This window comes from Bradyrhizobium sp. AZCC 1719 (assembly GCF_036924525.1).
Classification (GTDB): Bacteria; Pseudomonadota; Alphaproteobacteria; order Rhizobiales; family Xanthobacteraceae; genus Bradyrhizobium.
The window spans coordinates 5,062,333-5,084,429 of sequence record NZ_JAZHRU010000001.1 but is presented as its reverse complement, the minus strand read 5'-3'; the positions used below and the strand labels follow the sequence as shown (position 1 = coordinate 5,084,429).

Sequence of the window (22,097 nt, the reverse complement as noted above, 5' to 3'; positions counted from 1 at the left end):
CTCCCTGCCTCTAGCGCTCCCGGCGAGGACCAGTGTCCGTCCGAAAGGTCTTTTACCTCAAACCGTTAGAACGTGAACGAGGCAAATCGGCTTCTTACCCCAATTCTCGGCAATGACCGCGCGCACAGCGCGCCGCACCGATTCCGCCGTGGCGTCCGCGTCGCGGCGCCGGGCCCGCGGCAGGCCTTCAACAGTCGAGACCACCAGGTCGAACACGATCTCGTCGATCATCTCGCCGGCGGTATTCTTCTCGGGGATGCCGACGAGATCAACCTCGGGATCGTCGGCCAACTCGCCCTTGTCGGTCATGGCAATCGCTACGAAGGCGCAGCCGGCAAAGCCCATCCGGCGCCGTTCGACCACAGCGCGGGATTTGGAGTCCTCCAGGATCGCGCCGTCCTTGTAGAGCCGCCCGGCCGGCAATTCGTCGATGATGCCGGGATCGCCGGGCCCGAGCTTGACAAGATCACCGTTACGGCAGGTCAATACCTTCGGCACGCCCGCCGCGCGGGCCAGCTTGGCATGCTCCGATAGATGCAGCGCCTCGCCATGGACGGGAATCAGTATCTGTGGGCGCACCCATGAGATCATGTCGCGCAGCTCGTCGCGGCGCGGATGGCCGGAGACGTGGACGAGATCGTTCCGGTCGGTGATGACCTCGATGCCCTGGACTATCAGCCCGTTGATGATAGAGCCGACCGCCTTCTCGTTGCCGGGAATGGTGCGCGAGGAAAAGATCACGCTGTCGCCCTTGTTCAGCGTCACCTGCGGATGGTCGTTATTGGCAATGCGCGCCAGCGCAGCGCGCGGCTCGCCCTGGCTGCCGGTACACAGCGCCAGCACCTTCTCCGGGGGGAAATGGCCGTAATAATCGGCGCCGCGAAAATTCTGCACGCCATCGAGATAGCCGGTCTCGCGGGCGACCTGCACCACGCGCTCCATGGCGCGGCCGACCACGACCACCTCGCGATCGGCGGCCTTGGCGGCATCCGCCACGGCTTTCACGCGCGCGACGTTGGAAGCAAAGGTGGTGACGGCGACCCGGCCCTTGGCGGCGCCGACCAGCTTCTTGATGGTAGCTGCGACCTCGGTTTCCGAGGGCGAGCGCCCATCCCTTACCGCATTGGTGGAATCGCCGACCAACGCCAGCACGCCCTCATCGCCAAGCTCGCGCAGGCGGCGCTCGTCGGTCGGCAGCCCGATGATCGGCGTCGGATCGATCTTCCAGTCGCCTGTGTGGAGGACGGTACCGACGGGAGTGTGAATCGCCAGCGCATGCGATTCCGGAATCGAATGCGCGACCGGAATGAACTCGACGGTGAACGGCCCAAGCTCGATGCGGCCGCCCGACGGCACCACCGTCACCGGGATTTTCGGCGGGTTGCGCTCGGCGGCGCATTTGGCCTCGAACAGCGCAGCGCTGAACTTGGTCGCATAGACCTTGCATTGCAGCTTCGGCCAGAGGTCAATAATGGCGCCGAAATGGTCCTCATGGGCGTGCGTCAGCACCAGGCCCATCAGGTTGTTGCGCTCTTTCTCCAGGAAGCGGATATCGGGCATGATCAGGTCGATGCCCGGCAGATGCTCCTCGTCGCCGAAGGAGACGCCGAGATCGACCGCGAGCCAGGACCGCTGGTGGCGGTTGCCGAGCCCGTAGATCGACAGGTTCATGCCGATCTCGCCGACACCGCCAAGCGGCGCAAACGTAAGTTCATCCGGCCGCGCCATCAGGCAGCTCCCACTGACGCCGCCGCGCCAAAATAGACTTCGCCCGCCGTGACGGCGGCGCGCTTGCCTTCGGCGTTGCGAACGATCAGGCAGCCGCTCTCGTCGATGGTGTCGAATGTGCCTTCGACGGTCGCGATTCCCGTGTTGATCGCGACCCGCTCGCCGAGACCGAAGGCGCGCTCCAGCCAGGCTTTCCGAATGTCGGTAAAGCCGCGGCCGTTGTCCCAGATTCCGCGAAACTCAACCCAGGCGTCCGACAGCGCCGTGAAAAGCTCCTCCGCGCCGACATGGACGCCGAGCGCGGCAAGCGAGGTCGCCGGCGTCGGCGTGCCCTCGGGCGCGGCAATGACATTGGTGCCGATGCCGACCACCACGGCGAGCCGGTTGCCCGCCACAGCTTCGGCCTCCAGCAGGATGCCGGCGAGCTTCTGCCGCTCCGCCAGCACGTCGTTCGGCCATTTCAAGGCGAACTTCAGCGGATCCGTGCCGGCCCGGCGCATATTGGCTTCAATGCTGAGCTTCTGCAGCGCGCGTTCCAGCGACAGCCCGGCGGCAAAGCCCAGCGTCGCCGCCACCGCCGGCGACACATCCATGACTTCCAGAATGCTGCTGGCGAGGTTGCCGCGCGGCGCGCTCCAGGCGCGCTGCCGGCGGCCCCGGCCGGCCGTCTGCTCCGTTGTCACGAACCACATCGGCCCAACTTCGCCGTTACGGGCACGCGCCATGGCTTCGGCGTTGGTCGAACCGATCTGGTCGAAGGCGGCGAGACGGTAGCCCGCCGATGTGGCTTTGGGACCGAGCGAGAACGTCATTTCCTGTTTCTGCGCATGATCTTCTCCGAAACCCGGGGCCCACTTTCTGGGATCATGCACGCTAAAACAGCGACTTCGCCGCCGCCGTGGCGACGCTGACCAGCGGCCCCGGATAGACGAAGAAGAAGATGTTGAAGATACCGGCAACCGCCAGCACCGTGCGCAATTCGATGCGCATCGGTTCGACCTCGCCGGCCGGCTCGTCGAAATACATCAGCTTGATGATGGTGAGATAGTAGAACGCGCCCACCACGCTGGTCAGCACGCCGATGACGGCGAGCGTGAACAGGCCCGCCTTGATCGCGGCCACGAACACGTACCATTTGGCAAAGAAGCCCGCGAGCGGCGGAATGCCGGCCAGCGAGAACAGCAGCATGGCAAAGAAGAACGCCAGCATCGGATTGGTGCGCGACAGCCCTGCGAAATCGCTGATCTGCTCGACCGCCTGCCCGTTGCGCTTCATGGTCAGGATGACGGCGAAGGAGCCCAGCGTCATCGCGACGTAGATCGCGATATAGACCAGCACGCCCTGCGCGCCCTCCACGGTGCCAGACGCAAGCCCGACCAGCGCAAACCCCATATGGCCGATCGACGAATAGGCCATCAGCCGCTTGATGTTCTTCTGCCCGATCGCCGCAAACGAACCCAGCGCCATCGAGGCAATCGCGACGAACACGAGGATCTGCTGCCATTGCGGGACGATGCCCGGGAAAGCGGTCAGCGTCACGCGGGTGAACACCGCAAGGGCTGCGACCTTCGGCGCCGAGGCAAAGAACGCCGTGACCGGCGTCGGCGCACCCTCATAGACGTCAGGCGTCCACATATGGAACGGCACGGCGGATACCTTGAAGCAGAGCCCGGCCAGCAGGAACACGAGGCCGAACACGATGCCGACGCTGCCGGTCTTCACCGCCGCCGCAATGCCCGCAAAATCGACTGTGCCGGTGAAGCCGTAGATCAGCGAAGCGCCGTAGAGCAGCATGCCCGAGGACAGCGCGCCGAGCACGAAATACTTCAGCCCGGCCTCGGTGGACTTGGCGTTGTCGCGGTTGCTTGCCGCGACCACGTAGAGCGCGAGCGACATCAGCTCGAGCCCGAGATAGAGCATGATAAGGTCGGCAGCCGAGATCAGCACCATCATGCCGAGCGTGGAGAGCAGCACCAGGATCGAATATTCGAAAATCCGCCGCGACGGATCGGCCAGAAACTCCGTCGACAGGATCAGCGTCACCGCCGAGCCTGTTATCGCAAGGATCTTCAGGAAGCGGGCAAAATCGTCGACGATGAAGCTGCCGCCGAAGGTCGTGAGCTTGCCGGCCGGCAGCATCAGCTCCAGCACGCCGGTCAGAACGAGCAGCACCACCGCCAAGCCGGTAACCAGTCGGGTGGTCGTCCCCTCGCCGCGATAGGCGCCGAGCATCAACAGCGCCATGGCGCCGACGGCGAGCACCAGCTCCGGCAATACCGGCAGCAACTGATAACCTGCACTGGAAAAGCTCATGGCGAAGGCCTTACTGGATCAACGCGGCTGCCTTCACGGCAGTCACGGCGGCGTTGTAGTTGTTGACGAGTTGCTGAACCGAGGCCGCCGACATGTCGAGCACCGGCTTCGGATAGACACCGAACAGGATGGTCAGCGCGACCAGCGGGAACAGCGTCAGGCTTTCGCGCAAGGTCAGGTCCTTGATGCTGGCCAGCGACGGCTTGGTCAGCGCGCCGAACACGACCTTGCGATAGAGCCACAGCGCATAGCCGGCCGACAGGATGACGCCGAGGGTGGCAAAGGTTGCGGTCGGGATCGAGACCTTGAAGGTGCCGAGCAGCGTCATGAACTCGCCGACGAAGCCGCTCGTGCCGGGCAGCCCGACATTGGCCATGGTGAACACCATGAACACCAGTGCGTAGAGCGGCATCCGGTTGACGAGGCCGCCATAGGCCGCGATCTCGCGGGTGTGCATGCGGTCGTAGACGATGCCGACGCACAGGAACAGCGCGCCAGAGACGATGCCGTGCGACACCATCTGGAAGACACCGCCGGCCACGCCCTGCGTGGTGCCGGCGAAGATGCCCATGGTGACGAAGCCCATATGGGCGACCGACGAATAGGCGATCAGCTTCTTGATGTCTTCCTGCATCAAGGCCACCAGCGAGGTGTAGACGATGGCGATCACCGACAGCGTGAAGATGATCCAGGCGAAATCATGCGACGCTAACGGGAACATCGGCAGCGAGAAGCGCAGGAAGCCGTAGCCGCCCATCTTCAAGAGGATCGCGGCCAGGATCACCGAGCCTGCCGTGGGTGCCTCGACGTGCGCGTCGGGCAACCAGGTGTGCACCGGCCACATCGGCATCTTCACCGCAAACGACGCAAAGAACGCCAGCCACGCCCAGGTCTGCAAGCTGCGCGGCACCGCGGTTTGCATCAGGGTCGGGATATCGGTCGTGCCTGCATTCCAGTACAGCGCCATGATCGCCAGCAGCATCAAGACCGAGCCGAGCAGCGTGTAGAGGAAGAACTTGAACGACGCGTAGACCCGGCGCGGACCTCCCCAGACGCCGATGATCAGGAACATCGGGATCAGGCCGCCTTCGAAGAACAGATAGAACAGCACGAGGTCGAGCGCCGAAAAGGTGCCGACCATCAGCGTTTCCAGCAGCAGGAACGCCATCATGTATTCGCGCACGCGATTGGTGACCGACTTCCAGCTCGCGATGATGCAGAACGGCATCAGGGCGGTGGTCAGGATCACGAACGGCAGCGAGATGCCGTCGACCCCCATGTGATAGCTGATGCCGCTGGCGAGCCAGTTCGCTTTTTCGACGAACTGGAAGTCCGCACTTGCGGCATCGAAGCGCCAGACCAGGATCAGCGACACCGCGAAGGTGACCAGCGTGGTCCACAGCGCGATCCAGCGCGCATTGCGCCGCGCGGCTTCGTCGTCGCCACGGCTGAGATAGACTACCAGCGCGCCCAGCACCGGCAGGAAGGTCACGACGGAAAGAATCGGCCAGGTTGTCATTACTGGCCTCCCAAGCCGAACATGAACCAGGTGATCAGCCCCGCGACACCGATCAGCATCGCAAAAGCATAGTGATAGAGGTAGCCGGTCTGGATCTTCACCACATTGCGGGTGACGTCGAGCACGCGCGCCGAGACACCATCCGGGCCGAAGCCGTCGATGACGAAACCGTCGCCCTTCTTCCACAGGAAGCGGCCGAGCCACTTCGCCGGGCGAACGAAGATGATTTCATAGAGCTCGTCGAAGTACCATTTGTTGAGCAGGAAGTGGTAGAGCATCTGGTGCTGGTTGGCGAGTTCGACCGGCAGATAGGGCCGGCGGATGTAGAACAGCCACGACACCAGGAAGCCCAGCACCATCATCACCGTCGGCAGGAAGGCGATGACGGGCGAGATGTGGTGCATCTCGTCGATGATGTGCGGGTGCATCTTGAGCGAATCGCGGAAGAACTCTTCCACGCCATGGCCTGCAAACACTTCCTTGAACGGGAAGCCGGCCAGGATCGATCCGGCGGCGAGAAGGCCGATCGGGACCAGCATCCACATCGGCGACTCATGAGCGGCCTCGTAATGCTGCTGGTCGTGCGGCTCGCCGTGGAATGTCTTGAAGATCAGCCGCCACGAATAGAACGAGGTCAGGCCGGCCGCGACCACCGTCATCGCAAAGCCGTAGAGTGCGAACGGATTATGCGCAACGTAAGCGGACTCGATGATCGCGTCCTTGGAGAAATAGCCGGCGGTGAGCGGGAAGCCGGTCAGCGCCAGCGTGCCGATCACCATCACGCTGTAGGTGTAGGGGATCTTGTCCTTCAGCCCGCCCATGTTGCGGATGTCCTGCTCGTGATGCATCGCGTAGATCACCGAGCCTGACCCCAAGAACAGCAGCGCCTTGAAGAAGGCGTGGGTGAACAGATGGAACATGCCGACCGAATAGGCCCCTGCTCCCATCGCCACGAACATGTAACCGAGCTGCGAACAGGTCGAATAGGCGACGATGCGCTTGATGTCGTTCTGGACGAGGCCGACGGTCGCGGCGAAGAACGCGGTGGTGGCGCCGAAGAACATCACGACGGCCTGAGCGTTGGGCGCGAGTTCGAACAGCGGCGACAGCCGCGCCACCATGAACACGCCGGCGGTAACCATGGTCGCAGCGTGGATCAGCGCCGAAACCGGGGTCGGACCTTCCATCGCGTCCGGCAGCCAGGTGTGCAGCAGGAACTGGGCTGACTTACCCATCGCGCCCATGAACAGCAACAGGCAGATCAGCGTCAGCGCATCGGCGTGCCAGCCGAAGAAATCGATGGTTTTGCCCGAGAGCCCCTGCGCGCCCGCGAAGATCGTTTCGAAGTCGGTGGTATTCAGCAGCATGAACACGGCGAAGATGCCGAGCGCGAAGCCGAAATCGCCGACACGGTTAACCACGAAGGCCTTGATCGCCGCCGCATTCGCCGACGGCTTCTGGTACCAGAAGCCGATCAGGAGGTAGCTCGCCAGACCGACGCCCTCCCAGCCGAAGAAAAGCTGGACCAGGTTGTCCGCGGTCACCAGCATCAGCATCGCGAAGGTGAACAGCGAGAGATAGGCGAAGAAGCGCGGCCGGTGCGGATCCTCGTCCATGTAGCCGATGGAATAGAGGTGCACGAGCGAGGAGACGGTGTTGACCACCACCAGCATCACGGCGGTCAGCGTGTCGACGCGCAGCGCCCACGACACCTGCAGATCGCCGGAATTGATCCAGGGAAACAGCGCGATCCGCGCGTCATGGTGCATGAAGCCGACATCGACCAGCGTCACCCAGGAGAGCGCGGCGGAAACGAACAGAAGTCCCGTCGTGATCAGTTCGGCCGCGCGCGAGCCCTGAGCCGGTGGCTCAGAGACGTGATGATCGTCGTGACCATGATCGTCATGGGTCTCCGCGGCGTGCGCATGATCGCCATGGCCTTGATCGTGATGGCCATGGTCGTGATGCTTGACCTCATCGCCGCTCGGGTTGCGCGCATGCGCCCCGAAGATCGCGATCAGGCCGGCCAGAATGGCGCCCAGCAGCGGCAGAAAGACGATTGCCTGAACCATCAGTCGATTCCCTTGCGCATGATCTTGCCGGAAAACCGGCTTCCACTTTTCCGGATCATGCGCGCCTAGCCCTTCATCAGATTGACGTCTTCAACCGCGATCGAACCGCGGTTGCGGAAATAGACCACCAGCACTGCAAGACCGATCGCAGCTTCAGCGGCCGCAACCGTCAGCACCAGTAGCGCGAACACCTGGCCTACGATGTCGCCGAGGAAGGTCGAGAACGCCACCAGGTTGATGTTGACGGCGAGCAGGATCAGCTCGATCGACATCAAAACGACGATGATGTTCTTGCGGTTCAGGAAGATGCCGAGGATCCCGATCGTGAACAGGGTGGCGGCGACCGCGAGATAGTGGCCCAGACCGATCGTCATTTCACCCACTCCGCCGCGTCAGCATCCTGCAGCCCTTGACCCGACGCCACCTTGCGCACCGCCATCGCGAGCTCCGGCGTGCGCGCGTTCTGCACGTTGATGTCCTGCCGCTTGACCTTCGCCTTGTGGCGCAGCGTCAGCACGATGGCGCCGATCATCGCGACCAGAAGCACCATGCCGGCGATCTGGAAGTAATGGATGTACTTCGTATAGAGCACGAGCCCGAGCGCCTCGGTGTTGCTGATATTGGCAGGGATCGCAGCCGTGATCGATTTCGCGGTGTCAGGGTTCATGACCCAGCCGCCGGCAACCAGTAGCAGCTCGGCGAGGAAGATGCCGCCGATCACCAGACCGATCGGCAGATATTCGATGAAGCCTTCGCGCAGCTCGGTGAAGTCGACATCGAGCATCATGATCACGAACAGGAACAGCACCGCGACCGCGCCGACATAGACCACGATCAGCATCATGCCGAGGAATTCGGCGCCCATCAGCACGAACAGGCCGGACGCATTGACGAAGGCCAGGATCAGATACAGCACCGAGTGCACGGGATTGCGCGAGACAATCACCATCACGGCCGAGGCCACGCAGACGCCGGCGAAGAGATAGAAGAACAGTGCGGGAAGGATCATCGGCTTTTCCCCGTCATTCCGGGATGGTCCGCAGGACCAGACCCGGAATCTCGAGATTCCGGGTTCGCGCTGCGCGCGCCCCGGAATGACGTTGAGATGTGGTTTACGATCATACCCTCACCTCACCGGTACGGCGCGTCGAGTTCGATGGCTTTCGCAATCTCGCGCTCCCAGCGGTCGCCATTGGCGAGCAGTTTCGCCTTGTCATAATAGAGTTCCTCGCGGGTCTCGGTCGCGAATTCGAAATTCGGTCCCTCGACGATGGCATCGACCGGACAGGCTTCCTGGCACAGGCCGCAATAGATGCATTTCACCATGTCGATGTCGTAGCGCACGGTGCGGCGGGTGCCGTCGTTGCGGCGCGGGCCGGCCTCGATCGTGATCGCCTGCGCCGGGCAGATCGCCTCGCACAGCTTGCAGGCGATGCAGCGCTCTTCGCCGTTCGGGTAGCGGCGCAGCGCATGCTCGCCGCGGAAGCGGGGCGAGATCGGGTTCTTCTCGAACGGATAGTTGATGGTCGGCTTCGGCTTGAAGAAATAGCGCATGGCGAGAAAGAACGCCGATACGAATTCGCTCAAGAGCAGCGCGCGGGCGGTTGCGTTGACGTTGACACTCATGAAGGCCTCACTTCGGCGCAATGCCGGCGAATTGCAGCACGCCGGCCACAATCACCACCATCGCCAGCGACAGCGGCAAAAACACCTTCCAGCCGAGCCGCATCAGTTGATCGTAGCGGTAGCGCGGCACGATCGCCTTCGCCATCGCGAACAGGAAGAACATGAAGAACAGTTTCAGCGCGAACCACACCACACCCGGGATCCAGGTGAACGGCGGCAGCGCCACCGGCGGCAGCCAGCCGCCGAGGAACATGATCGTCGCCAGCGCGCACATCGTGGTGATCGCGACGTATTCGCCGAGCATGAACAACAGATACGGCGTCGAGCCGTATTCGACCATGAAGCCGGCGACCAGTTCGGATTCCGCTTCCACCAGATCGAACGGCGGGCGGTTGGTCTCGGCCAGCGCCGAGACGTAGAACACCACGAACATCGGGAACAGCGGCCACACATACCAGTTCAGGATGGTGAGCTGCGGCAGCCCGATCAGGCTGGCGAAACCACGGGCATTCTGCGCTTCCACCACCGCCGAAAGGTTGAGCGAGCCGGCACACAACAAAACCGTGATGATGACGAAGCCGATCGAGACTTCGTAGGAGACCATCTGCGCCGCGGAGCGCAGCGCCGCCAGGAACGGGTATTTCGAGTTCGACGACCAGCCGGCCATGATGATGCCGTAGATCGACAGCGACGAGATCGCGAAGATGTAGAGGACGCCGACATTGATATTGGCGATCACCCAGCCGGCATCCATCGGAATGACGGCCCAGGCGGCCAGCGCCAGCACGCAGGACACCAGCGGCGCCAGCAGGAACACACCCTTGTTGGAGCCGGACGGGATGATCGGCTCCTTCAGCACGAACTTCAAAAGGTCCGCGAAGGATTGCAGCAAGCCCCAGGGACCCACCACATTGGGGCCGCGGCGGATTTGCACCGCCGCCCAGATCTTGCGGTCGGCGAGCAGGATGTAGGCGATCGCGACCAGAAGCACGACGAGCAAGAGCACGCTCTGCGCGACCATGATGATCAGCGGCCAGAGAAAGCCGGTCCAGAACGAGCTTGCGAACAAATCAGCCATCAGATCACGCTCACTCCGCTGCCGTCAGCATTTTCCCGGACGCCAGCCGGGAACATTCCGCCATCACCGTCGAGGCCCGCGCGATGGGGTTGGTCAGATAGAAATCCTCGACCGAACTCTTGAACGGGGTCTTGTCGGGCTTGCCGCCCTTCTTGCCTGCGAGCGCCTTGACGTCACTGGCCTTGCCGGGCTCGATCTGGTCGATCCGCATCAGATGCGGGAAGGCCTTGAACAGCGCCTGGCGCAGCGCCTGCAGCGAGTCATAGGGCAGCTTCTTGCCGAGCACATCCGACAGCGCGCGGACGATCGCCCAATCCTCGCGCGCCTCTCCGGGCGGAAACGCCGCGCGGCTGGCGATCTGTGCCCTGCCCTCGGTGTTGACGTAGAGGCCGGACTTTTCGGTATAGGCCGCGCCCGGCAGGATGACGTCGGCGCGGTGCGCACCGCGGTCGCCATGGGTGCCAATATAGACCACGAACGTGCCGTCCGGCACCTTTACCTCATCCGCCCCCAACAGGAACAGCACGTCGAGCGTGCCGAACGTCGTCATCTGCGCCAGGTTGAGGCCACCTGCGCCTGCCGCAAAGCCGATATCGAGCGCGCCCGCGCGCGAGGCGGTATCCTGCAAAACGGCAAAGCCGTTCCAGCCGTCCTTGAGCGCGCCTGTGCCTGCCGCGACCTTGGCCGCCAGCGAAAGCACCGCCGCCCCGTCATGGCGCGCCAGCGAACCGGCGCCGACCAGCACGATCGGGTTCTTGGCGCCCTTCAGCACCTCGACGAAGGAATGCTTGCCGCTGGCGAGTTCGCCAAGCGTATCCGTGCCCGCGCCGAGATAGTCGTAGTCGTAGGTCAGATCGGCCTTGGCGCCGACGAGAGCGACCTTGAGCTGACCCGTGCGCCAGCGCTTGCGGATCCGCGCGTTGAGGACGGCTGCTTCCTTGCGCGGGTTGGAGCCGATGATCAGGAGCGCGTCGGCCTGCTCAATGCCCACAATGGTCGGATTGAAGATGTAGGTCGCCCGTCCCGCCTTGGGGTCGAAGGCGTCGCCGCCCTGCACTGCCAGATTGCTGCAGCCGTATCGGCCCAACAGATCCTTGAACGCGAACATCTCCTCGACTGCGGCAAGGTCACCGGCGATGGCTCCCATCCGCTTACCGTCGCTCATCCTGACCTTGGCGGCGACCGCCGCGAAGGCCTCATGCCACGACGCGGCGCGAAGCTTGCCGTTCTCGCGGACATAGGGCCGGTCAAGCCGCTGCGTACGCAGGCCGTCGACGACGTGACGGGTCTTGTCGGAAATCCATTCCTCGTTCACCGCCTCGTTGATGCGCGGCAGGATCCGCATCACCTCGCGGCCACGGGTATCGACGCGGATCGCGGAACCGACGCCATCCATGACGTCCACCGACTGTGTCTTGCCGAGCTCCCACGGACGCGCGGCAAAAGCATACGGCTTCGAAGTCAGCGCGCCCACGGGACAGATATCGACGAGGTTGCCCTGCAGCTCGGAAGTCAGCGCCTGCTCCAGATAGGTGGTGATCTCCATGTCCTCGCCGCGCCCGGTCGCGCCCATTTCCGGCGTGCCGCAGACTTCGGCGGAGAAACGGACGCAGCGCGTGCACTGGATGCAGCGGTTCATCGAGGTCTTGACCAGCGCACCCAGATATTTGTCCTCGACCGCGCGCTTGTTCTCGGCAAAGCGCGACGTGTCGACGCCGTACCCCATAGCCTGGTCCTGCAGATCGCACTCGCCGCCCTGGTCGCAGATCGGGCAATCCAGCGGGTGGTTGATCAGCAAGAATTCCATCACGCCTTCGCGTGCCTTCCTGACCATCGGCGAACGCGTGGAAATTTCCGGCGGCTCGCCCTTGGGGCCGGGCCGGCAATCGCGCACGCCCCAGGCGCAGCTTGCGACCGGCTTCGGGCCGCCCTTGATCTCGACGAGGCACATCCGGCAATTGCCGGCGATCGACAGCCGCTCGTGGTAGCAGAAGCGCGGGATTTCGGCGCCCGCGGCCTCGCACGCCTGCAGCAGCGTGTACTCCGCAGGCACATCGATCTCTTTGCCGTCGATGATGAGTTTGGTCATTGCTGTCTCAAGTCTTTCCCAGCTTGCAGTCTGGCGGTGTAACGCTGGCGGTCTTCAGCGCCGTCTTGATCCATTTCTGGGTCTCGGCGCCATAGGTGGCGAGGTAAGCCGGCTGCGCCGCGTTCTTCTCGCACAGGAACGGCAGATGCGGCTTCAGGTCGTAATCGCAGGACGCCAGCCACTCGCGCTTTCCGGAGAACGCGCCGATCGCTTCCTCGCAGGCATAGAGGAAGTACGTGATGAAGCTCTCGTACTGGACCTGCTCGTCGCCGCCGGCGGCCTTGATCTTCTCGTAGTCCGGCTGCGCGAATTTCGGATTCTTGAACGCCAGATCGGTGTAGCCCAGATACGCCTGCCGTGCGCTCGCCGCGCGGTTGTTGGTGCGGATTTCGTTGATCTGGAACAGGATCGCAACAAAGCCGAGCAGCGCCACGGCCGCCTGCGCCATCTGCGCCAGCGTCCCGTATCTCTGCCACCAGAAGCTCGGTTGCGACATCGGCATCACTCCGCCGCGACCAGATTCTCGGGATCGCGCACGCCGGCATCGTCGATGTCGGCCTTATGCGAATACTGGTCGATGCGCGCCTCGATCTCGTGGCGGAAATGCGCGATCAGGCCCTGGATCGGCCATGCCGCAGCATCACCGAGCGCGCAGATGGTGTGGCCTTCGACCTGTTTTGTAACCTCCAGCAGCATGTCGATCTCGCGCTTGTGGGCGCGGCCCTCGGCCATCCGCGTCAAGACGCGCCACATCCAGCCTGTGCCTTCGCGGCATGGCGTGCACTGGCCGCAGCTCTCATGCTTGTAGAAATAGGAGATGCGCGCGATCGCCCGGATCAGGTCGGTGGACTTGTCCATCACGATCACGGCCGCGGTGCCGAGGCCGGAGCGCAGCTTGCCGAGGCTGTCGAAATCCATCGGTGTGTCGATGATCTGCTCGGCCGGCACCATGCGCACCGACGAGCCGCCGGGGATCACGGCCTTCAGATTGTCCCAGCCGCCGCGGATGCCGCCGCAATGCCGCTCGATCAGCTCGCGGAACGGAATCCCCATCTCCTCTTCGACGTTGCAGGGGCGCTCGACATGACCGGAGACGCAGAACAGCTTTGTGCCGACATTGTTGGGCCGGCCGATCGCCGCGAACCACGCCGCCCCGCGCCTGAGGATGTCGGGCGCAACCGCGATGGACTCGACGTTGTTGACGGTGGTCGGGCAGCCATAGAGGCCGACATTGGCCGGGAATGGCGGCTTCAGCCGCGGCTGGCCCTTCTTGCCCTCCAGGCTTTCCAGCAGCGCCGTCTCTTCGCCGCAGATATAGGCGCCGGCGCCATGCGCGACATAGACGTCGAACGGCCAGCCGTTGACGTTGTCCTTGCCGACCAGTTTTGCGTCATAGGCCTGGTCGATCGCGGCCTGCAGGCGCTCCCGCTCGCGGATGAATTCGCCGCGCACATAGATGTAGCAGGCATGCGCGCCCATGGCGTAGCTCGCCAGCAGGCAGCCTTCCACGAGCAGATGCGGGTCGTGCCGCATGATCTCGCGGTCCTTGCAGGTGCCGGGCTCGGATTCGTCGGCGTTGACCACGAGATAGCTCGGCCGGCCGTCGGTCGATTCCTTCGGCATGAACGACCATTTCAAGCCGGTCGGAAAGCCCGCCCCGCCGCGCCCGCGCAGACCGGAGGCCTTCATCTCGTTGATGATCCAGTCGCGGCCCTTGTCGATGATCGCCTTGGTGCCGTCCCACGCGCCGCGGCGGCGCGCACCCTCCAGCCCCCAATCGTGGAGGCCATAAAGGTTCTTGAAGATGCGATCCTTGTCGTCGAGCATGACTTGAAGCTTCCTCAGATCAGCGATTGGACTGCGCGCAGGCGAGCCCCGGCACAGCGTGACTTCTCCATCACGCGGCCCCTCTCCGGCCGGTTTACGGACAATGGTGCGTCACGCCTCATGTGGATTCCTTCAGCGTCGTCGGCCCGCCCACAGGCGCCGAGAACTGACGGTCGATCTGCGGTCCGGGCTTCGGCGGATTGCCCGAGGCAAAGCCGTCCAGCACCTTGCCGAAGCTCTCCTTGGTCAGGTCCTCGTAGGTGTCCTTCCAGATCTGCACCATCGGCGCGTTCACGCAGGCGCCCAGGCACTCGACCTCTTCCCAACTGAAATTGCCGTCCTTCGACAGATGGAAGGGCTCGTGATGGATCCGGCTCTGGCACACCTCGATCAGGTCGCCGGCGCCGCGCAGGCGGCACGGCGTGGTGCCGCACACCTGGACATGGGCCTTCTTGCCGACCGGCTGCAACTGAAACATGGTGTAGAAGGTCGCCACTTCCAGCACGCGGATGTAGGGCATATCGAGCAGGTCGGCGACCACGCGGATCGCTGCCTCCGACACCCATCCGTCATGCTGCTCCTGCGCGCGCCACAGGATCGCGATCACAGCGGAGGCCTGACGACCCGGCGGATACTTTGCGATCTGGGCCTTGGCCCAGGCGAGATTCTCATCCGTGAACGTGAAGCTCGCGGGCTGCAATTCCTTCGGTGCAAGGCGGCGGACGGACATCGTTCAGTCTCTCATTGCACGTGGCGCGCGGCTTTCGCATTGAGCGCATCGATCCGGGCGAGCCAGAATGCGCTTGCGGTGCCGAACACGTTGTAGCCGACATGGGTTGAAACCTTGATCCGATCCAGAATCGAAAGGTCGGTCACGGTTTCAAGGCGATGGCTGCGCGGATCGTAGACGATCAGCTTCAGCGGGGTCTGTTCGAGGATATAGCGCGACACGGTATGCTCAGGATCATTGCCGTGCTCCTCGCACAGCAAGACGCTGTCGATCTGCATCAGCCGCGCGCCGCCCTTCATGGCCTCGATCTCGACGCCCTCGACGTCGAGCTTGATCAGGTACTTTCCGCCAGGTGCGATCTTGCCGTCATCCAGCAGGTCATCGAGCGCGATGACCGGCACTTCCTCGCCGTCCGACTGGTCGCCGGCAATGCTGAAGGCCTCATGCTTGGTGCCGGACAGGCGCGCGGTTCCGCGTGCGGCGCCGATCGCGCATTTCATCACCTCGAAACGGTTGCCATTGATTTTGGCGTTGTTGGCCAGCTTCGAAAAATTCTGCCCCGACGGCTCGATCGCGATCGCCTTGTGCGAACCGAACGGCTTGCTCGACACCAATACCGACCAGTAGCCGTAATTGGCGCCGCAATCGAGCAGCGTGTAGTCGACCTCGGCGGAGTCCTTGAACAGCAGCTCCAGCTCGTCTTCATAGCTATAGGTGCGGTTGAGCAGCTTGCTCCAGTAGCCGTCGCCATAGGGGAATTCGAAGATGGCATCGGGATTGAGCCTGATCTGGATTCCGCGCTCGGGCAGCGTCTTCCGCAACAAATTGGCGCAGAGATTGTAGCCGCGGTGCGAGAAATTCGACGCCACCTTCGACCCCAGCACCAGCGCCACCGCAGCCAAACGCTCCCACGCGTTCGCACCCTCGAGTACGCCCGAAGCCCGGTCAAACTGGATGGGCGCCTGCGCCATCACCGATCGACCTCTCCGAACACGATGTCGAGGGAACCTAGAATGGCCGAGACGTCGGCGAGCAGATGGCCGCGGCAGATGAAATCCATCGCCTGCAGATGGGCAAAGCCCGGCGCGCGGATCTTGCACTTGTAAGGTTTGTTGGTGCCGTCAGAGACCAGGTAGACGCCGAACTCACCTTTCGGCGCCTCGACCGCGGCGTAGACCTCGCCAGCCGGCACGTGCACGCCTTCGGTGTAGAGCTTGAAGTGATGGATCAGCGCTTCCATTGAGCGCTTCATCTCGCCGCGCCGCGGCGGCGCGATCTTGTTATCCTCGACGACGACAGGCCCCTGCCCGTCCGGCGAGTTCAGCTTCGCGATGCACTGCCTCATGATGCGGACCGACTGGCGCATCTCTTCCATGCGGATCAGGTAGCGATCGTAGCAGTCGCCGTTCTTGCCGATCGGAACGTCGAAATCCATCTCGGCATAGCACTCGTAAGGCTGCGCCTTGCGCAGGTCCCAGGCCGCGCCGGAGCCGCGCACCATCACGCCCGAAAAGCCCCACTCCCAGGCCTGCTGCAGCGACACCACGCCGATATCGACGTTGCGCTGCTTGAAGATGCGGTTGCCGGTCAGCAGCGTGTCGAGGTCGGCGACGACCTGCAGGAATGGATCGCACCAGGCATCGATATCATCGATCAGCTTCTGCGGCAGGTCCTGGTGCACGCCGCCGACGCGGAAATACGCCGCATGCATGCGCGAGCCGGAGGCTCGCTCGTAAAATTGCATCAGCTTTTCGCGCTCTTCAAAACCCCACAGCGGCGGGGTCAGCGCGCCGACGTCCATCGCCTGCGTGGTGACGTTGAGCAGGTGCGACAGGATACGACCGATTTCGCAGTAGAGGACGCGGATCAATTGCCCGCGGCGCGGCACCGTGATGCCGAGCAGCTTTTCCGCTGCGAGACAGAACGCGTGCTCCTGGTTCATCGGCGCGACGTAATCGAGCCGGTCGAAATAGGGGATCGCCTGGAGGTAAGTCTTATGCTCGATCAGCTTTTCGGTGCCGCGATGCAAGAGGCCGATATGCGGATCGACACGCTCGACGACTTCGCCGTCGAGTTCCAGCACCAGTCGCAAAACGCCATGCGCCGCCGGATGCTGCGGCCCAAAGTTAATCGTAAAGTTACGCAGGTTCTGCTGTTCATTCATGGTCAGGCCTTCGGCTCAGCCTTCTCATCGCCCGGAAGCGGATAGTCCGCGCCTTCCCAGGGCGAGAGGAAATCGAATTTGCGGAATTCCTGGTTGAGACGGACGGGCTCATAGAGCACCCGCTTCTCCTGGTCGTCGTAACGGACCTCGACGAAGCCGGTGAGCGGGAAATCCTTGCGCAGCGGATGGCCGTCGAAGCCGTAATCCGTCAGCAACCGACGCATGTCGGGGTGGCCGGTGAAGATCACGCCGTAGAGGTCGTAGGTTTCGCGCTCGAACCAGTCGGCGCCGGGAAACACGTCGATGATGGACGGCACCTGCGTGGTCTCGTCGGCTTCCGCCCGCAGGCGGATGCGCTCGTTCAGCGTCGGCGACAGCAGGTGATAGACCACGTCGAAACGCTTCTCGCGGCTGGGATAGTCCACCGCCGTCACGTCCGTGAAGTTGACAAACCGCAATGAGGGATCGTCGCGCAGATACTTGACGACCTCGACGATCTTGCTCGCCTCGACCGTGACGGTGAGTTGGTTGAACGCGACCGCATGGGCAGTGGCCGCGCCCGGAAGCGCGCTAACAATCGTCTGCCCAAGGGTGTCGAGCTTGCCGTCGTCCATTACCAAAAACCTTAGCGTTCGATGGTCCCGATGCGCCGGATCTTCTTCTGCAGAAGCAATACGCCGTAGAGCAGCGCCTCCGCCGTGGGCGGGCATCCGGGCACGTAAATGTCGATCGGCACGACGCGGTCGCAGCCGCGCACCACCGAGTACGAGTAATGATAGTAGCCGCCGCCATTGGCGCACGACCCCATCGAGATCACGTAGCGCGGCTCGGGCATCTGGTCGTAGACCTTGCGCAGCGCCGGCGCCATCTTGTTGGTCAGCGTGCCCGCCACGATCATCACGTCGGATTGCCGCGGCGAGGCGCGCGGCGCAAAGCCGAAGCGCTCGACGTCGTAGCGCGGCATCGACACCTGCATCATCTCGACCGCGCAGCAGGCTAGGCCGAACGTCATCCACATCAACGAGCCGGTGCGCGCCCACGTGATCAGATCGTCGGCGGCGGCAACGAAGAAACCCTTGTCGGAAAGCTCGTGATTGACCTCGAGGAAGAACGGGTCATTGGCCCCGACCGGCTTGCCGGTCGAGGGGTCGAGAATGCCCTTCGGCGCCTGCGCGATATCAGGCGAAGAGCCTAAAGCTGTCTGGCTCAATCCCATTCGAGCGCGCCTTTCTTCCACTCATAAGCAAAGCCGACCGTGAGGACGGCGAGGAACACCATCATGGACCAGAAGCCGGTGGCCCCTAACTTGCCGAACGCGACCGCCCACGGGAACAGGAACGCCACTTCCAGGTCGAAGATGATGAAGAGGATCGCAACCAGGTAGAAGCGGACGTCGAACTTCATGCGGGCGTCGTCGAATGCGTTGAATCCGCATTCATAGGCGGAGAGCTTCTCCGGGTCCGGCTGCTGGAACGCGACCAGGAACGGGGCGATCAGGAGCGCCAGGCCGATCAGGCTCGCCACCCCGATAAACACGACAAGTGGCAGGTAATCTTGCAGGATGCCGTTCATCGGCGTTGCCTTTTCCTGCGGATTTCGACCGCAGATTCGTTGATTGGAATTATTCTTGCCTTAGCGCAGCGCAACAGAGGGCGCAAGACAAGCCGGTTTCACGTCTCTGTCCGTCCTTGATGCGCCGGCAGAACCCGAAAAAGTGTTGCGTTCCTGCCTCGCCGACCAACGCGGGTCGGGCCGCATGGTGCCCAAATTCTCACTTCAAATCCTTTTCGTCGGCGAGCATTTGGGCGGCCGTGTCGGTCAGGCGATCGATCTGGTCGAACAGCACCGCCAGCTCTTCCTTGCCGAGCTGTTCCAGCAGGCGCCGGTTACGCTCCTGCGCCCCTGCCACAATTGCATCATGGGCGGCCAGCCCCGCCTTGGTCAGGCAAACCAGCGTCTCGCGGTTGTCCCGCGGATTGACCGCCTTGGCGACCAGCTTGCGCGCAACCAGTTCCGCCAGCGCCCGGCTGATCTGGCCCTTGTCCATGCCGACCGCCTCCGCAAGCCGGATAACGCTCATTGGCGGGCCGCCGCCCCAGCGAGGCCACGAGGCCGAACTCCACCGAGGACAAGCCCGCCAGCCGCTTATAGCGCAGGATTGCGCCGCGCTTGAGCAGATTGGCCAGCACCATCAGCCGCGACGACATCATCGCGGTGATCGGCGCCAATTCCGCGACGTCGGCGGCCGCAGGCGATGGCGCGGTCTGCTTTTCCGGCTTCCGGCTCATTTGAAACCTCTGCCAACAAAGCGCGTCGGTGCCAAGGACCATCGAGAAGGATCACCAGATAAGCCTATCGAATGGGGCCATCGAATAGCTCTATCGAGCTCGTTGATATTGTCATCGATCTGCATTTTACTTCCTAGAACAAGCCAAATGACCGCGGCACCAAAGCCGCGGCGGAAGGAATTGGCATGACCATTACGCAGCGGGATCGCGATCTCGGGACTGGCTACGCCATGAAGCCGTCAACGACCCGGACAGAGCTCACGGCGGTCGGCCGCGGCACGCCAATGGGCGAATTGCTGCGGCGGTACTGGCACCTGATCGGGCTCGTGTCCGACGCCACCGATATCCCCAGAAAAGTGCGCGTGCTCGGCGAGGACCTGGTGTTGTTTCGCGACCGGCATGCCCGCATCGGGCTGCTGCACGCCCGCTGCTGCCATCGCGGCACGACGCTCTATTACGGCAAGGTCGAGGAAGACGGCATCCGCTGCTGCTATCACGGCTGGAAGTTCGACACCGAGGGCCATTGCCTCGAACAGCCCTGCGAGCCCGAGGGCGGCCTGTTCAAGGACAAGGTGCGGCAGCCCCCTGGTATCCGGTCGAGGAACGCTACGGCCTGATCTTCGCCTATCTGGGCCCGGCCGAGAAAAAGCCGGTGCTGCCGCGCTACGAATGCCTGGAGAACATGGACGATGACGAGTTCGTCGAGGCGGACGATTCATCGATCGGCGGCGGTGGTCCCGCCGTGATCCCCTGCAACTGGCTGCAGCATTTCGAAAACGTCGTCGATCCATATCATGTGCCGGTGCTGCACGGATCGTTCTCGGGCCCGCAATTCACTGACATGATGGCCTCGATGCCGCAGGTGAAGTTCGAGATGTCGCCGCGCGGCGTCACCGTGCGCTCTATCCGGCATCAGGACGACGGCAAGGTGTTTTATCGGGTGACCGAAGCCGCCCTCCCCACCTTGCGCGTCGTGCCCAATCCGCGGGTCGCGCAATTCGCCCGCGTCGAGTCGCTCGGCTGGACGCTACCGATCGACGATACATCCTTCCGCATCTACGTCGCAGGCCGGGTGAAGAATTCAGGCGGCATCGGAAGGATGCGCTCCAAATTCAACGGAAAATTCTGGCGGGAGATGACCGAACAGGAGCACCAGCAGTTTCCCGGCGACTACGAGGCGCAGGTCGGCCAGGGCAAGGTGACGCTGCATTCGGAAGAACATTTCGGCCAGAGCGATCGCGGCATCCTGATGATCCGGCGGATGCTGAGCGATCAGCTCGCAGCGATCGCCAAGGGGCGCGATCCGATCGGCATCGCCTTCGATTCAACCGCGCCGCCGGTCGAATTCGAAGCGGGGAATTTCATTCGCGAGGCTTGAGGCGGCTGGTTCAGGGCGGCTCCGGCGTAAGCCGCGTTCGAACCGGGCGCGCGGGCAGTATGTGACCTACATCACGGATACTTGGGCAAAAAACCGGCCACAAGCCGGCCGAATGAAACCATTTTGCCGAAACCGCGAAACGATCCTGAAACAGACGGGGCGTACTTCTCTTCCCAACACAGGACGCCAAAGGCGTCCGGGAGGCATCACATGAACCACTCCTTTCACTCGGCGGATCGCAGTACCCACCTGAAGATCGTGGTTGTCGCACTGGTGGCCGGTATCGCGGTTGCGGCCTTCGGCATTTCGGCTCGGACCGGTTCTGAGTACAGCCAGACTGCCCAGGTCGTAAAAGCGGGCAAGCCGGTCGTCGTCACCAGCTCGAACACCTCCACGGTCCGCTAAACGATAGCGATATCGTTGGAATAAAAATGGCCGCCCTCGGGCGGCCTTTTTGTTTGCGGCAGTCTCGGAGATCAACGTCAAGCCATCGAGAAAATGGCGCGAGAGACGGGACTCGAACCCGCGGCCTCCGCCGTGACAGGGCGGCGCTCTAACCAACTGAGCTACTCCCGCGGATGCCGTAATCAGATCCTGACCCGCGCAGAACCGAGGGCATAAAGGCCCGCTCCCGCTTAGTCAAGGACGTTGCGAATCCCCGCGCCAGACGGGCGTTTCTGCGATTGTGATGCAAATAACCGCCTGTTTTCAGGTAAAACAGCGCATTCGGCGATTATCCGAATCGTTTAAGGCCTGCTACGTCTGGGTTTCTTGAAATCCTCCCCGCTCCGGTTGTACCGGAACCTCCGGGTTTCAAGTCACCACGAACGCATTTTCCCAGCGCGGACCGGTACCAGCGAACGCGCTCAAAGCCATTCAACCAACGAGGAGGGCCAGACATGGCGAAGAAAGCGGCGGCTCCAGCCACCATCACATTGAAGCATCTGGCAGCAGCTCTCGCCGAGGAACATGATCTGTCGAAAAAGGCCGCCGAGGCGATCCTGACCGACATGGTCGGCAAGATCACAAAACACCTGAAAAAGGGCGAGCGAATCAGGATCGTTGGCCTCGGCATCCTCCAGGTCCGCAAGCGTGCCGCCCGCACCGGGCGCAACCCCGCCACTGGCGAACCGATCCAGATCAAGGCCAGCAAGAAGGTCGCGTTCCGCGCGGCCAAGGAACTGAAGGAAGCCGTCTGACCCAACGCTTCGCCCGATCGCACCAGAAGCGCCATTCCGGCGGGGACCCGGAATGGCGCTTTTCTGTTATAGAGCGCTTTCCTTGC

General features: G+C 63.0%; 20 protein-coding genes, 1 tRNA gene and 3 pseudogenes. 4 read left to right on the top strand and 20 right to left on the bottom strand.

The annotated features are described in order from the left end of the window. Positions 1-57 precede the first annotated feature (57 nt). The 19 genes and pseudogenes from V1292_RS23865 to V1292_RS23775 all read right to left on the bottom strand — a co-directional run bounded on the left by V1292_RS23865 (position 58) and on the right by V1292_RS23775 (position 19,374). A complete protein-coding gene (locus V1292_RS23865; protein WP_334375076.1) occupies positions 58-1,728 on the bottom strand; it encodes a ribonuclease J in 1,671 nt (556 codons plus the stop codon). Beyond that, positions 1,728-2,540 carry a biotin--[acetyl-CoA-carboxylase] ligase gene (locus V1292_RS23860; RefSeq protein WP_334375075.1) on the bottom strand — a complete coding sequence of 271 codons (813 nt, stop codon included), beginning with the start codon at positions 2,538-2,540 and terminating at the stop codon, positions 1,728-1,730. The genes V1292_RS23865 and V1292_RS23860 overlap by 1 nt, the downstream gene beginning before the upstream one ends. Positions 2,541-2,601: 61 nt before the next feature. Beyond that, positions 2,602-4,041, bottom strand: a complete 1,440-nt coding sequence (gene nuoN / locus V1292_RS23855) for an NADH-quinone oxidoreductase subunit NuoN (protein ID WP_334375073.1) — start codon at positions 4,039-4,041, stop codon at positions 2,602-2,604. Between the two features lie 10 nt (positions 4,042-4,051). Continuing rightward, positions 4,052-5,560 carry an NADH-quinone oxidoreductase subunit M gene (locus tag V1292_RS23850; RefSeq protein WP_334375072.1) on the bottom strand — a complete coding sequence of 503 codons (1,509 nt, stop codon included), beginning with the start codon at positions 5,558-5,560 and terminating at the stop codon, positions 4,052-4,054. Continuing rightward, positions 5,560-7,632 (bottom strand): NADH-quinone oxidoreductase subunit L, encoded by a 2,073-nt coding sequence (nuoL, locus tag V1292_RS23845; protein WP_334375071.1) that lies wholly within the window; start codon positions 7,630-7,632, stop codon positions 5,560-5,562. The genes V1292_RS23850 and nuoL overlap by 1 nt, the downstream gene beginning before the upstream one ends. Positions 7,633-7,697: 65 nt before the next feature. After that, positions 7,698-8,006, bottom strand: coding sequence for an NADH-quinone oxidoreductase subunit NuoK (gene nuoK / locus V1292_RS23840; protein ID WP_334375070.1), 309 nt, complete (start codon positions 8,004-8,006; stop codon positions 7,698-7,700). After that, positions 8,003-8,641 carry an NADH-quinone oxidoreductase subunit J gene (locus V1292_RS23835; RefSeq protein ID WP_334375069.1) on the bottom strand — a complete coding sequence of 213 codons (639 nt, stop codon included), beginning with the start codon at positions 8,639-8,641 and terminating at the stop codon, positions 8,003-8,005. The genes nuoK and V1292_RS23835 overlap by 4 nt, the downstream gene beginning before the upstream one ends. Positions 8,642-8,763: 122 nt before the next feature. After that, a complete protein-coding gene (nuoI, locus tag V1292_RS23830) occupies positions 8,764-9,258 on the bottom strand; it encodes an NADH-quinone oxidoreductase subunit NuoI (RefSeq protein WP_028345787.1) in 495 nt (164 codons plus the stop codon). 7 nt (positions 9,259-9,265) lie between these two features. Further along, positions 9,266-10,336 (bottom strand): NADH-quinone oxidoreductase subunit NuoH, encoded by a 1,071-nt coding sequence (nuoH, locus tag V1292_RS23825; protein WP_334375068.1) that lies wholly within the window; start codon positions 10,334-10,336, stop codon positions 9,266-9,268. 10 nt (positions 10,337-10,346) lie between these two features. Beyond that, on the bottom strand, positions 10,347-12,425 hold the full coding sequence (nuoG, locus tag V1292_RS23820) for an NADH-quinone oxidoreductase subunit NuoG (RefSeq protein ID WP_334375067.1): 2,079 nt from the start codon (positions 12,423-12,425) through the stop codon (positions 10,347-10,349). A gap of 7 nt (positions 12,426-12,432) precedes the next feature. Then, positions 12,433-12,921 (bottom strand): hypothetical protein, encoded by a 489-nt coding sequence (locus V1292_RS23815; protein ID WP_334362987.1) that lies wholly within the window; start codon positions 12,919-12,921, stop codon positions 12,433-12,435. Between the two features lie 5 nt (positions 12,922-12,926). Further along, a complete protein-coding gene (gene nuoF, locus V1292_RS23810) occupies positions 12,927-14,252 on the bottom strand; it encodes an NADH-quinone oxidoreductase subunit NuoF (RefSeq protein ID WP_334375065.1) in 1,326 nt (441 codons plus the stop codon). 118 nt (positions 14,253-14,370) lie between these two features. Further along, on the bottom strand, positions 14,371-14,982 hold the full coding sequence (gene nuoE, locus V1292_RS23805; protein ID WP_334375064.1) for an NADH-quinone oxidoreductase subunit NuoE: 612 nt from the start codon (positions 14,980-14,982) through the stop codon (positions 14,371-14,373). A gap of 11 nt (positions 14,983-14,993) precedes the next feature. Continuing rightward, complete coding sequence (locus tag V1292_RS23800; protein WP_334375063.1) at positions 14,994-15,953, bottom strand: FkbM family methyltransferase; 960 nt, start codon at positions 15,951-15,953, stop codon at positions 14,994-14,996. Beyond that, positions 15,953-17,146, bottom strand: a complete 1,194-nt coding sequence (locus V1292_RS23795) for an NADH-quinone oxidoreductase subunit D (protein ID WP_334375061.1) — start codon at positions 17,144-17,146, stop codon at positions 15,953-15,955. Before V1292_RS23795 ends, V1292_RS23800 begins: the two co-directional genes overlap by 1 nt. A 2-nt stretch (positions 17,147-17,148) precedes the next feature. Beyond that, a complete protein-coding gene (locus tag V1292_RS23790) occupies positions 17,149-17,760 on the bottom strand; it encodes an NADH-quinone oxidoreductase subunit C (protein WP_334375060.1) in 612 nt (203 codons plus the stop codon). An 11-nt stretch (positions 17,761-17,771) separates the two neighbouring features. Further along, positions 17,772-18,362, bottom strand: coding sequence for a NuoB/complex I 20 kDa subunit family protein (locus V1292_RS23785; RefSeq protein ID WP_334375059.1), 591 nt, complete (start codon positions 18,360-18,362; stop codon positions 17,772-17,774). Next, positions 18,353-18,718, bottom strand: coding sequence for an NADH-quinone oxidoreductase subunit A (locus tag V1292_RS23780; protein WP_028345777.1), 366 nt, complete (start codon positions 18,716-18,718; stop codon positions 18,353-18,355). The genes V1292_RS23785 and V1292_RS23780 overlap by 10 nt, the downstream gene beginning before the upstream one ends. A 199-nt stretch (positions 18,719-18,917) precedes the next feature. Next, positions 18,918-19,374, bottom strand: a pseudogene (locus V1292_RS23775) (MarR family winged helix-turn-helix transcriptional regulator). Here V1292_RS23775 and V1292_RS23770 point away from each other — a divergent pair. From V1292_RS23770 to V1292_RS23760, 3 genes and pseudogenes are all read left to right on the top strand, one after another. Next, the gene (locus tag V1292_RS23770; RefSeq protein ID WP_334377242.1) at positions 19,316-19,438 is read left to right on the top strand and encodes a hypothetical protein; all 123 of its coding nucleotides are present in this window, start codon (positions 19,316-19,318) and stop codon (positions 19,436-19,438) included. The pseudogene V1292_RS23775 and the gene V1292_RS23770 overlap by 59 nt on opposite strands. A gap of 181 nt (positions 19,439-19,619) precedes the next feature. Further along, positions 19,620-20,812: pseudogene (locus V1292_RS23765) on the top strand (Rieske 2Fe-2S domain-containing protein). A gap of 210 nt (positions 20,813-21,022) precedes the next feature. After that, on the top strand, positions 21,023-21,217 hold the full coding sequence (locus V1292_RS23760) for a hypothetical protein (protein ID WP_028345774.1): 195 nt from the start codon (positions 21,023-21,025) through the stop codon (positions 21,215-21,217). A 94-nt stretch (positions 21,218-21,311) separates the two neighbouring features. On the opposite strand, the gene V1292_RS23755 is transcribed toward V1292_RS23760, so the two are convergent. Then, positions 21,312-21,388, bottom strand: a tRNA-Asp gene (locus V1292_RS23755). Positions 21,389-21,699: 311 nt separating this feature from the next. Between V1292_RS23755 and V1292_RS23750 the strand changes: the two are divergent. After that, positions 21,700-22,011: pseudogene (locus V1292_RS23750) on the top strand (HU family DNA-binding protein); the annotation flags it as partial. Positions 22,012-22,097: the final 86 nt, after the last annotated feature.

Bases quoted from the DNA above. Each gene is read 5' to 3' on its own strand.
- V1292_RS23865 (WP_334375076.1), bottom strand. From the start codon at position 1,728: ATGGCGCGGCCGGATGAACTTACGTTTGCGCCGCTTGGCGGTGTCGGC.
- V1292_RS23860 (WP_334375075.1), bottom strand. From the start codon at position 2,540: ATGACGTTCTCGCTCGGTCCCAAAGCCACATCGGCGGGCTACCGTCTC.
- nuoN (WP_334375073.1), bottom strand. From the start codon at position 4,041: ATGAGCTTTTCCAGTGCAGGTTATCAGTTGCTGCCGGTATTGCCGGAG.
- V1292_RS23850 (WP_334375072.1), bottom strand. From the start codon at position 5,560: ATGACAACCTGGCCGATTCTTTCCGTCGTGACCTTCCTGCCGGTGCTG.
- nuoL (WP_334375071.1), bottom strand. From the start codon at position 7,632: ATGGTTCAGGCAATCGTCTTTCTGCCGCTGCTGGGCGCCATTCTGGCC.
- nuoK (WP_334375070.1), bottom strand. From the start codon at position 8,006: ATGACGATCGGTCTGGGCCACTATCTCGCGGTCGCCGCCACCCTGTTC.
- V1292_RS23835 (WP_334375069.1), bottom strand. From the start codon at position 8,641: ATGATCCTTCCCGCACTGTTCTTCTATCTCTTCGCCGGCGTCTGCGTG.
- nuoI (WP_028345787.1), bottom strand. From the start codon at position 9,258: ATGAGTGTCAACGTCAACGCAACCGCCCGCGCGCTGCTCTTGAGCGAA.
- nuoH (WP_334375068.1), bottom strand. From the start codon at position 10,336: ATGGCTGATTTGTTCGCAAGCTCGTTCTGGACCGGCTTTCTCTGGCCG.
- nuoG (WP_334375067.1), bottom strand. From the start codon at position 12,425: ATGACCAAACTCATCATCGACGGCAAAGAGATCGATGTGCCTGCGGAG.
- V1292_RS23815 (WP_334362987.1), bottom strand. From the start codon at position 12,921: ATGTCGCAACCGAGCTTCTGGTGGCAGAGATACGGGACGCTGGCGCAG.
- nuoF (WP_334375065.1), bottom strand. From the start codon at position 14,252: ATGCTCGACGACAAGGATCGCATCTTCAAGAACCTTTATGGCCTCCAC.
- nuoE (WP_334375064.1), bottom strand. From the start codon at position 14,982: ATGTCCGTCCGCCGCCTTGCACCGAAGGAATTGCAGCCCGCGAGCTTC.
- V1292_RS23800 (WP_334375063.1), bottom strand. From the start codon at position 15,953: ATGGCGCAGGCGCCCATCCAGTTTGACCGGGCTTCGGGCGTACTCGAG.
- V1292_RS23795 (WP_334375061.1), bottom strand. From the start codon at position 17,146: ATGAATGAACAGCAGAACCTGCGTAACTTTACGATTAACTTTGGGCCG.
- V1292_RS23790 (WP_334375060.1), bottom strand. From the start codon at position 17,760: ATGGACGACGGCAAGCTCGACACCCTTGGGCAGACGATTGTTAGCGCG.
- V1292_RS23785 (WP_334375059.1), bottom strand. From the start codon at position 18,362: ATGGGATTGAGCCAGACAGCTTTAGGCTCTTCGCCTGATATCGCGCAG.
- V1292_RS23780 (WP_028345777.1), bottom strand. From the start codon at position 18,718: ATGAACGGCATCCTGCAAGATTACCTGCCACTTGTCGTGTTTATCGGG.
- V1292_RS23760 (WP_028345774.1), top strand. From the start codon at position 21,023: ATGAACCACTCCTTTCACTCGGCGGATCGCAGTACCCACCTGAAGATC.